We start from the raw sequence: 10335 nt of genomic DNA on the forward strand, positions 1-10335 counted from the left end.
CGGTTGAGCGGGAACCACACCTGCAGGCGCCGGCTTGCCGGCGATAGCGGCCGGTCAGGCGATGCAAGGCCCGCTGGCCTCATCGCCGGCTTGTCGGCGCCTGACAGACCTTGGCCTCGCCGTACCAGACATGATGTGCAAGGATAGTGCGCTGCACAGCGTTGTCTGCCGGATTGCCAAGGATGCTTCATGACTGCCCTCTCCTCCCACGCCCCGCCCAAACAGGCCCCGACCAAACCGGGCCGCCTGGAACAGATGTCGACCCGTATCGCCTTCTTTATCGCCGGTTTCGGTGTCGCCGCCTGGGCACCGCTGGTGCCCTACGCCAAGGCCCGCGCCGGACTCGATGAAGGCACCCTCGGTCTGCTGCTGTTATGCCTGGGCGTCGGCTCGATCATCGCCATGCCCGTGGCCGGTGCCCTGGCCTCGCGTTTCGGCTGCCGACGGGTGCTGACCGTCGGCACCCTGCTGATCTGCCTCGCCTTGCCCCTCCTGGCCACCGTCAGTTCCCTGCCCCTGCTGATCCTCGGCCTGTTCCTGTTCGGCGCCGGGCTCGGTTCGGTGGACTCCACGGTCAATCTGCAGGCGGTGATCGTCGAGCGGGCCAGCGGCAAGACCATGATGTCGGGTTTCCACGGTTTGTTCAGCCTTGGCGGGATTGCCGGCGCGGCCGGGGTCAGCGCCCTGCTCGGCCTGGGGCTGTCGCCACTGGCGGCGATCGGCGTGGTGATCGTGCTGCTGATCCTGGCCCTGCTCAAGGCCGCGCCGCACCTGCTGCCCTATGGCAGCGAAAGTTCCGGCCCGGCCTTTGCCGTGCCTCACGGCGTGGTGCTGTTTATCGGCCTGCTGTGCTTCGTGGTGTTTCTCGCCGAAGGCGCGATGCTCGACTGGAGCGCGGTATTCCTCAATGCCGAACGCCAGGTGCCGGATGCCTATGCCGGTCTCGGCTACGCCGCCTTTGCCCTGACCATGACCCTCGGCCGCCTGACCGGCGATGCCATCGTCCGGCGCCTGGGGGCGAAACGGGTGATCGTGATCGGCGGTATCACTGCCGCGGCCGGACTGGCGCTGTCCACCCTGGCACCGGCCTGGGAAGCGGCGTTGCTCGGCTATGCCCTGGTGGGCGCGGGCTGTTCGAATATCGTGCCGGTGCTGTACACCGCCGTGGGGAAACAGAAGGTCATGCCGGAAAGCATCGCCATACCGGCGATTACCACCCTGGGTTATGCGGGGATTCTGGCGGGGCCGGCGGCGATCGGCTTTATCGCCCATGCCAGCAGCTTGAGCTTGGCGTTCCTGCTGATCGCGCTGATGCTGGTGGGCGTGGCGATCGGCGGAAAGATCCTGCGGGTCTGAGTCGACACACGCTTTTGCAGGGGCCGGCTTGCTGGCGATCCAGGCAACGCGCAGTGACAGGACAGCGCGTCGATGCGATCGCCGGCAAGCCGGCTCCCACAGAGGTCAGGAAGGGTCGATCAGAACCCGACACTGGCCTGCACGAAGAAGGTCCGTGGTTCACCCACGTAGATCCCCGAGTTGTTATCGCTCGACCGCGTGAAGTAGCGCTGGTCGAACATGTTGCGCACCCCGGCGCCCAGCTTCAGGTTCGACAGCTGCGCACCGAAGTCATAGGCACCGCGCGCATCCCAGGTCATGTAGCCGGGAATGTTGCCGTACTGGCCATCGGCGGTCGGCTCGGTGATGTAGTTACCGTTGAAACTGCCATCAGCGTTGGTTCCGGTACCCGGCGCACGTTGGGCGGACTGGGCGAAACCGTCGAGGTTGTAGGTCCAGCGGTTGACCGCGTAACGCAGGCCGACATTCAGCACCTGACGGGAATACAGCGGCAGGTCGCGGTCCTTGAAGCCCGGGATATCGCCCTGGGAAGTCGCCTTGGTGTAGGTGTAGCCGGCGCTCGCGCTCAGGCCGTCGAGCACCGGGTTCAGCGCCGACAGGTCATAGTGCACGGACGTCTCGATCCCCTGGTGCTTGGTCGCGCCGAGGTTGGTCCAGCCCACATCGTTGCTGACGTATTGCAACTCGTCGGCGAAGTCGATGTAGAACAGGGTCATCTCGCCGCCCCAGGTGCCGTTGTCATACCGCGTACCCAGTTCGTAGGTCTTGGCCTTTTCCGGTTGCAGGCCGTTGGCGGTGCTGTTGCCGTTGCCGCCTTGCGCCACCTGGAAGTACTGCAGGCTGCCGAAGGAGGTCTCGTAGTTGGCGAACAGTTTCCAGGCATCGGAGATGTGGTACATCACACTCAGGGCCGGCAACGGCTCGTTGCTGTTGACGCTGCGGTTCTTCTCCTGGACCGGCACGCCATTGGTGCCCAGCACCGGCCGCTCATGCCAGTCGGTGTTGATGCGCTCGAAGCGGATGCCCGGGGTGATCGTCCACTTGCCCACATCGATCTTGTCGTCGATGTAGAAGGCGTTGGCCTCGGTGCCACCGGTACGGTCCTGGAAGATATGGCCGTCGGAAGTCGGGGTAATGGTCGGGATATTGTTGACCAGGGCCACCCGGCTGGACGACTCGTGCATCGCCTCACGCAGGTAGCGATAACCGACGCTGACTTCCTGGCTGGTGTCGCCCAGTTCGAATACCCGCGATGCACGCGGCTCGACACCCAGGGTGTAGTAGCTGCGCGGGAAGGAGCTGAGGGTCTTCTGGTCGCGGGCGGCGATGTTGCTGCCACGGAAGCTGTCGGTGTAGTAGGTCAGCACTTCGACCTGGGTCTGGTCATCCACCTGCCGCTTGTACTTGAAGGAAATGTCCTTGCGGCGACCGGTGAAGTTGTCGTAGTCGCGCACCGACTGATACGGGTTGTCCTTGTACTGCTGCTGGGTCAGGCCGCCCGGCATGTCCGCATTGGCATCGTAGTAATGCAGGTTGAGGGAGAAGTCGTCCTGGTCGGTCGGCGCCCAGTGGGTCTTGAGCAGGACATCGTTGATGTCGTTGTCGTTGTTGCTTTTGCGGTAGCCCTCGCCCTTGACGCCGGAGTACAGCAGCGCAGCGCCGAAACCGTTGTCGGCGGTGCCGCCGAGGAACGCCGTATCGAGATGCTTCACCCCGCCATAACGCGAGGTTTCCACGGTGCTGCCGATCTCACCGGAAAACTTCTGCGGGATCGCCCGGGTCACGAAGTTGATCACGCCACCGACGTTCTGTGGTCCATAACGTACCGAACCGGCACCGCGTACCACGTCGATGCTGTCCAGGTTACCCACCGAAACCGGGGCCATCGACAACTGCGGCTGGCCGTAAGGGGCGAATGCCGCCGGCACGCCGTCGATCAGCACGGTGGAGCGTGGCGACAGACGGGACGTCAGGCCGCGCACACCGACGTTGAGGGAAATATCGCTGCCGCCGGTGCCGTTGTTTTCCTGCACCTGCACGCCGGGAACGGTACGCAGCGCGTCTTTCACGTTCATCGCGCCCTGCTCGACCATGGCTTCTCGACGAACCACGGTCCGCGCGCCCGGGTGGTTCTGCACGATCGCCTGGTCGGCGTCGCCGAGCCAGTCGCCCACCACCTTGACGTCCAGCGGTGCCAGTTCCAGCGAACCGGCGGCGGCCGGGGCGGCTTCGCGCAGGGTCACCGAGCCGTCCTGGAGGTCATAGTCCAGGCCGCTGCCACGCAACAGCACGTTCAGGGCTTCTTCCGGCGACAGGTTGCCATCCACCGCGGGGGCCTGCTTGCCGGCCACCAGTTGCGGGCTGAAGAACACTTGCAGGGAGGTCTGCTGACCCAACTGGCTCAAGGCCGATGCCAGGGGCTGGGCCTGGATATGAATGGCCGAATCGGCCTGGGCCGCCTGGCTCAGGGGGACAACGGCACTGACCGCCAGCGCCAGGGCAAAGGCCTGGGAGCTGGGCAGCGCGTTGCGGATCGCCTGGTAAAGCGCGTTGGGTTTGTTGTTGTTCACGTCTGACCTTGTCCTGTTGTTCGCAAATGTATGCGGCTGTTAATGCAAACCAGTTGCAGTTGGACAAGAAGACGAAGAACTCGAAAAAAACCTGAATCTATTTTGCAATTATTTCCTGGGCACCGTCGGCGCGGCTCCTGACCGCGACCGGCAGGATGCTCGGCAGGGCCTTGAGCAGGGCGTCGGTATCGTTGACCTTGAACACGCTGGTCAGGCGCAGGTTGCCGACGGCCGGGGTGGCGACGCTCAACGGCTTGTCCCGGTAGCGCGAGACTTCCGCCACCACATCGGCGAGGCGGGCGTTGTTGAAGATCAGCTTGCCGCTGCGCCAGGCCGTCAGCTCCTCGGGGTTGACCGCCTGCGCCGCCGCGACCCGGCCCTGGGCATCGACCCGCGTACCGAGGCCGGCCGTCAGGGCGACGAACTCATCGTCGCGGGCATCGCGGCCCTGGACCTTGACCGTTCCCGCTTCCACTACCACGCGGGTTTGCGTCGGATCGCGGCGCACGTCGAAGCGTGTCCCGGTGACCGTCACCTTGCCGACCCCGGCCTGCACCACGAACGGCCGGCTGGTGTCGTGCTCGACGCTGAACATCGCCTCGCCCTCCTCCAGTTCGACATTGCGCCGGTCCTGCTGGTAACTCACGCGCACCCGGCTGCGGCTGTTGAGGTCGATGACCGAACCATCGGGCAAGGCCACATGGCGACGCTCACCGAGCACCGTGGCGAATGTCGCGCTGTAGGGCGCGGGATGGTTCAGGCCGCTGAACAGACCCAGTCCCAGGGCAACCGCGATCACCCCGGCCGCGATCGCATAGCGCAGCAACGGCCGGCGTCCGACCCGCGCCGGCGGCACCTCGCAGAGCGCCTGCAGACGCGCCTGGGGCACCAGGTCGGTGGCGCTCCAGAGCCCCTGGAGCACGTCGAACTCGTCCTGGTGCAGCGGATGCTCCTGGCGCCAGGCGTCGAACTCGGCCTGTTGCGCAGCGCTCAACGGCGCCTCCCGCACCCGCACGAACCAGGTGGCGGCCTCATCGCGAACCGTGGCTGGATCGCGTGTGCAATCGCGGGTATCCATCATGGAAAGTCCTGTCCGGGTGGAATGTGCATCGCCTTGTCCTTCATTGATCCGGTCCATCCAGGCGATCGCGCAGATGCCGCAGGGTGCGGATCATATACTTCTCCACCATGTTCTTGGACAACCCGAGGCGTTCGGCGATCTCCGCCTGGGTCAAACCCTCGATCTTCTGCCAGACAAAAGCCTTGCGACAGTTGACGGGCAACTCGCCCAGGGCCCGCTCGATGGAGTCGGCAAGCTGGATGGCGTGCATGAAATGCTCCGGGTCGCCGGTGGGCGGCGCGCTGTGATGAATCGCTTCCAGTTCCAGGGCACCGCGCCGGTCTTCGCGACGATAGGCATCCACCGCGATATTGCGCGCGGTCTGGTGCAGATAGGCCCGCGGCTGCTCGACGCTGCCGGCACGGCTTTCCAGCACCCGCACAAAGGTATCGTGGGCTAGGTCCTCGGCTTGCTGACGGTTTCTCAGGCGGCGGGTCCAGGTGCCGATCAACTCTTCGTAATGCTCGAAAAAACCGGGTCTGCGGGGTGGCTGGAGATTCATGGCGACGGGCTATGAAGGCGGGATGTTAATAGTAATGCTTCCTATTAATAGCCGCAATTCATTCCGCGAAACCCCGATGGCGGGTCGCCGCCCGATTATCGGCACGCTCATGAGAGCGCCTGATGACAACCGCTTCAACCGGATGGGCCGGTGCCATGATGAAGGACATCGATAGCTACTCCACGATCAGGCACACGCCTCGAACACCGGCAGGGTGAAGCGGAATTCAGCGCCTTTTCCAGGCTCGCTGTTGGCCACGATCTGTCCGCCATGGGCGTTGACGATCCCCTGGGTGATGTACAGGCCAAGGCCGGTACCGGTCGGATTGCCCTCTTTCAACGTCCAGTAGCGGCTGAACACATGCGGCAGGTGCTCCTGGGGAATGCCTTCGCCGCTATCGCGCACGGTGAAGACGATTTCACCACCGGACGACTGCGCCCGCACCCCGACCGACCCCATGCGCGGGGTGAACTTGATGGCATTGCCGACCAGGTTCGACAACACCTGGAACAGCCGCTCGGGATCGGCGTGGATGCGCAGGTCGGGGTCGGCCTCGAAGGAAATGCTGATGTCCTTGTCCAGCGCCAACGGTGCCAGCAGCGATTGCGCTTCCTGGAACATCTGTCCGACATCGAGTTGCTGTGGCTTGATGATGTAGCGTCCGGCGTCGATTTTCGAGGTATCGAGCAAGTCTTCCAGCAGCGTGTTCATACGCGCGGCCGCCTGTTGCATGGTGTCGATGGCCGTGGTGATGCGCCGCGAGGTGTGCGGGCCGTCCGAGCTGAACGTCTTCTGCATCATGCCGCAGAGCATGGAGATCACGGTCATGGGATTACGCAGGTCGTGCGAGACCACGGCCACCAGGTCATCGCGGGCGCGCACCGCTTCCTGCTCCCGGCGCACCTGGCGGGCCAGGTCGTTTTCCAGCGCCGAGCGGCGCAGGTCGTTCGCCGCGAACAGGTCGCCATGGCTCCACTTGATGGAAATCCCGGCCATCTCGACTTTCCAGATCTCGAATGAGGTGCGCGGGCGCAGGTGCAGGCCGGCGTCAGAGTTTTCCAGATCCAGCGGTTTGCGCGGATCACCGCTCCAGTTGATGCTCTCCTTGACCTCCGGCCGGAACCACAGCACGCCGTTCTCCACCGGCTTGGGCAGACTCATGGCGAGCACGCCGCTGGCCACCTGCTGATAATGCGCGGCCGGCGGGTAAACGCTGGCCAGATGATGACTGGCGAACACCGGTTCCCCCGACGCCTGCAACCATTTGTGCAACGCGCGGATCTCTTCAGGCTCCGGGCAGTTGCCGTGTCGGTGCAACTGCTGGTCTTCAATGATCGCGATGCCACCGGCATTGACCAGCGCCATCAGTACCTCTGGCTGATGGGCCAAACCGTCGAAGACATTTTGCGGCGAATCGATCATCGCCTGGTTGAGCACGGCCAGGGCTTCGACCTTTTCCTCGCGCTGGCGACTGACCTCCAGCGCCTCCATCGCACTGATCTGCAGTGAAAGCACCTGGCCTATGGTCTGGCAGGCGATGCGCAGCTCATGTGGCACGTGCAGCGGTTGACGGTTGCCGCAACTGATCAGGCCCCACAGCTTGTCGCCCTTGAGCAGGGAAATGCTCATCGATGACAGCACGCCCATGTTCTTCATGTACTGGCAGTGGATCGGCGAAACGCTGCGCAGGGTCGCGAAGCTCAAGTCCAATGGCGTTTGCGTGTCGGGGCGCAGTTTCGGCACCAAAGGCACTGGCTGGTAATCGGCATTGGGAATGATCCGCAGCCAATTGGTGCGATACAGCTCGCGGGCCTGCTCGGGAATGTCCGAGGCCGGGAAGAACAACCCGTTGAACAGCTCCATCGATGGCGCGGACGCCTCGGCGATGACCTGGCCGTGCCCCTCCTCCTCGAAACGATAGATCAACACCCGGTCGTAACCGGTCATGGCCTGCAGTTCCCTGACACTGATGTCGTACAGCGCCTGCAACGACGTGGCCGCTTGCAGACGCTGCAGCAGGCGCCCCAGATGGGTCTGGTGGCCGGCCACGTTCAGCGGCTGGAAGTGCTCGACGTGGATCTCCAGCTCCAGAATCAGCACGCCTGCGTGCCGATGCAGCAAGCCTTCGAACGCGGTGTCGTTGAGGTGGAAATGCAATGGTGGCGCATCGAAAAACGCCGGTTGCCGTAACGCCTCGCGCACGGCCTCGGTATACGCGGCGCCGATCAGGCTTTGCAATGGCTGGCCAATCAACGTCTGCGGCGCACGAGCGAGCAGGGTTTCAACGTTGGCGCTGATCTGCACGATTTCCAGCGCCGGCTCGCTCAGGGTCAACAACAGGCCGTGGGGCTGGATGGCGCCGGGAAAACGGATCGGTTCGTCGGCACAGTTGGCCAGCAACTCTTCAAACGCTTCCTTGTCCTGAGGGGTCATGCCAGTACCTCCCGGCTTTCGAGCCAATTTTCGAAACAGCCGAATGTCGATTGTGCCGCCGTGACGACAGCCTCGCGCTCGCCCGCCTCCATCGGGCGGCTGCCCAGGTATTCAATGAAATCGAGCCAGCGCCGTCCGGTGGCGGAGCCGTAAACCTGCAGAAACGCCGCGCCCGTGTCGGCATCAAGGCCCAGGCGCCTGGAGACCTCGCGGCGCAGGATCTGCCCGCCGAGCGTCGCCCCCTCCAGCACATACAACACGCCCAGGCATGCGGCGCCGGAGTCGATGGCCGGCAATGACGCACAGGTCGGCAAGCGGTCGATGGCTTCGAGCGGCAGCCCCAGGGTATGCAGGTCCGTGCGCAGGGTTGCCGCCTTGAGGCGCGGCGCCAGATCAAAATCGGCGGGAAGCAGACGACAGTCGAGCAAGGCCTGCTCCAGCGGCAGGTAGAAGCCGTAGTAAGCCTGCATCAGCCGTTGAAAGGCTTTCGAGTCGAGGGTATCGGAGAAAAAGGGAAGACGTTTTTCCAGTGCGACGTGCCGCTCAGCCGTGCCGGATCGCAGGTCTCGCAGAACCGGGGGTACATCAACTTCACGGGCCGCTGCTTGCATGTATATCGCTCTTGGTGGGGTTGGCCACAGCCATTCGGATGTGACGACGAATAGGATCAATCTATCACGATGAATATCGATACTGACTTGATGGTTAGTTTTCCCTTTCGGCGAAATGTTCCAACCTCATGGGATGAGTGACGCTCGCAGGCAAGAAAACCTGAACTGACATGTCAGGCAAAAGCGAGATTTTTGAACTCCTTTACCTACGTACAGCTCCATCGCTAAGAGACGCCGTCAGCGAACAGGAGTGACCATGACGACCCAGGCCCTGCAACATGCCGCCGACGCCCCAGCGGACGAGCGCTGCTACAGCACGGACATTCCCGCTCGCCTCGACCGCCTGCCGTGGACCCGTTTTCACACCCTGCTGGTGCTGGCGCTGGGCATCACCTGGTTGCTCGACGGCCTCGAAGTGACACTCGCAGGCGCCGTATCCGGAGCGCTCAAGGACAGCCCGGTCCTGGCCATGAGCAACACCGAGATCGGGCTGGCCGGCGCCACCTATATTGCCGGCGCGGTGCTGGGCGCGTTGTTCTTCGGCTGGCTGACCGATCGCCTGGGCCGGCGCAAGCTGTTTTTCATCACCCTGTTCCTGTACATCGGCGCCACGGCGGCCACGGCCTTTTCCTGGAGCCTGTGGAGCTTCCTGTTGTTCCGCTTCCTCACTGGCGCGGGTATCGGCGGCGAATACACAGCCATCAACTCCACCATCCAGGAGTTCACCCCGGCCCGCTATCGCGGTTGGGTCGACCTGACCATCAATGGCACCTTCTGGATCGGCGCCGCCCTGGGCGCGGTGGGCTCGGTGATCCTGCTCGACCCAGACGTGGCCGGCGGCGAACTGGGCTGGCGGCTGTGCTTCGGCATTGGCGCGGTGCTCGGGCTGATCATCATGCTGCTGCGCCTGTGGGTCCCGGAGAGCCCGCGCTGGCTGATGATCCACAACCACCCGGAAGAAGCGGAACGCATCGTCGCCGAGATCGAACGCCATTACCACGAACGCGGCATCGAGATACCTGCGATGCAGGAGCCGCCCCTACGTTTGCGGGCCCGCGACCATACGCCACTGCGGGAGGTGTTCCACAGCCTGTTCGTCGATCACCGCCGTCGAGCGATGGTCGGGCTGACCCTGCTCACCGCCCAGGCATTTTTCTACAACGCCATCTTCTTCACCTATGCGCTGGTGCTGACCAATTTCTATGACGTGCCTTCCGCGCATATCGGCTGGTACCTGCTGCCCTTCGCCCTCGGCAACTTCTGCGGGCCGCTGCTGCTGGGCCGCCTGTTCGACGTGATTGGCCGGCGCATCATGATCAGCAGCACCTACCTGATTTCCGGCGTGCTGCTCTGTTTCAGCGGCTATCTGTTCCAGCAGCAGATGATCGACGCCACCCAGCAAACCATCGCCTGGGTGGTGATTTTCTTCTTCGCCTCCGCGGCGGCCAGCTCGGCCTACCTCACCGTGGCCGAAACCTTCCCGCTGGAGATCCGCGCCCTGGCCATCGCCGTGTTCTACGCCTTCGGCACCGGCCTGGGCGGCCTGATCGGCCCGACCCTGTTCGGTGCCCTGATCGAAACCGGCGAGCGCACCAATGTGCTCTACGGCTACCTGATCGGCGCAGCACTGATGATTGCCGCGGCGGTGATCCAGGCGATCTGGGGTGTGGCGGCGGAACGGCGCTCGCTGGAGCATGTGGCCAGGCCGTTGTCGCAGGTGAGTGATTGAGCTGACGGGGTATT

7 protein-coding genes are annotated in these 10335 nt (G+C 63.9%); 2 read left to right on the plus strand and 5 right to left on the minus strand.

Annotated features, from left to right (window positions below; translation table 11 throughout):
* The first annotated feature begins 189 nt into the window (after nt 1–189).
* Nucleotides 190–1356: an MFS transporter gene (locus HX881_RS13055; RefSeq protein ID WP_103032740.1), complete on the plus strand. Its 1167-nt coding sequence runs from the start codon at nt 190–192 to the stop codon at nt 1354–1356.
* 119 nt (nt 1357–1475) lie between these two features.
* Here the strand turns inward: HX881_RS13055 and HX881_RS13060 are convergent, their stop codons facing one another.
* The 5 genes from HX881_RS13060 to HX881_RS13080 all read right to left on the minus strand — a co-directional run bounded on the left by HX881_RS13060 (nt 1476) and on the right by HX881_RS13080 (nt 8592).
* Complete coding sequence (locus HX881_RS13060) at nt 1476–3926, minus strand: TonB-dependent siderophore receptor (protein ID WP_017125795.1); 2451 nt, start codon at nt 3924–3926, stop codon at nt 1476–1478.
* A 97-nt stretch (nt 3927–4023) separates the two neighbouring features.
* Nucleotides 4024–5007, minus strand: a complete 984-nt coding sequence (locus tag HX881_RS13065; RefSeq protein WP_177084851.1) for a FecR family protein — start codon at nt 5005–5007, stop codon at nt 4024–4026.
* 40 nt (nt 5008–5047) lie between these two features.
* Nucleotides 5048–5548 (minus strand): sigma-70 family RNA polymerase sigma factor, encoded by a 501-nt coding sequence (locus HX881_RS13070; RefSeq protein ID WP_017125793.1) that lies wholly within the window; start codon nt 5546–5548, stop codon nt 5048–5050.
* A gap of 186 nt (nt 5549–5734) precedes the next feature.
* On the minus strand, nt 5735–7981 hold the full coding sequence (locus tag HX881_RS13075; RefSeq protein WP_177084859.1) for an ATP-binding protein: 2247 nt from the start codon (nt 7979–7981) through the stop codon (nt 5735–5737).
* A complete protein-coding gene (locus HX881_RS13080) occupies nt 7978–8592 on the minus strand; it encodes a biliverdin-producing heme oxygenase (RefSeq protein ID WP_103032741.1) in 615 nt (204 codons plus the stop codon). The genes HX881_RS13075 and HX881_RS13080 overlap by 4 nt, the downstream gene beginning before the upstream one ends.
* Nucleotides 8593–8848: 256 nt before the next feature.
* Between HX881_RS13080 and HX881_RS13085 the strand changes: the two genes are divergently transcribed.
* Complete coding sequence (locus HX881_RS13085) at nt 8849–10321, plus strand: MFS transporter (RefSeq protein ID WP_017125790.1); 1473 nt, start codon at nt 8849–8851, stop codon at nt 10319–10321.
* Nucleotides 10322–10335: the final 14 nt, after the last annotated feature.

It is taken from the genome of Pseudomonas gingeri, from assembly GCF_013386115.1.
Lineage (GTDB): Bacteria > Pseudomonadota > Gammaproteobacteria > Pseudomonadales > Pseudomonadaceae > Aquipseudomonas > Aquipseudomonas gingeri.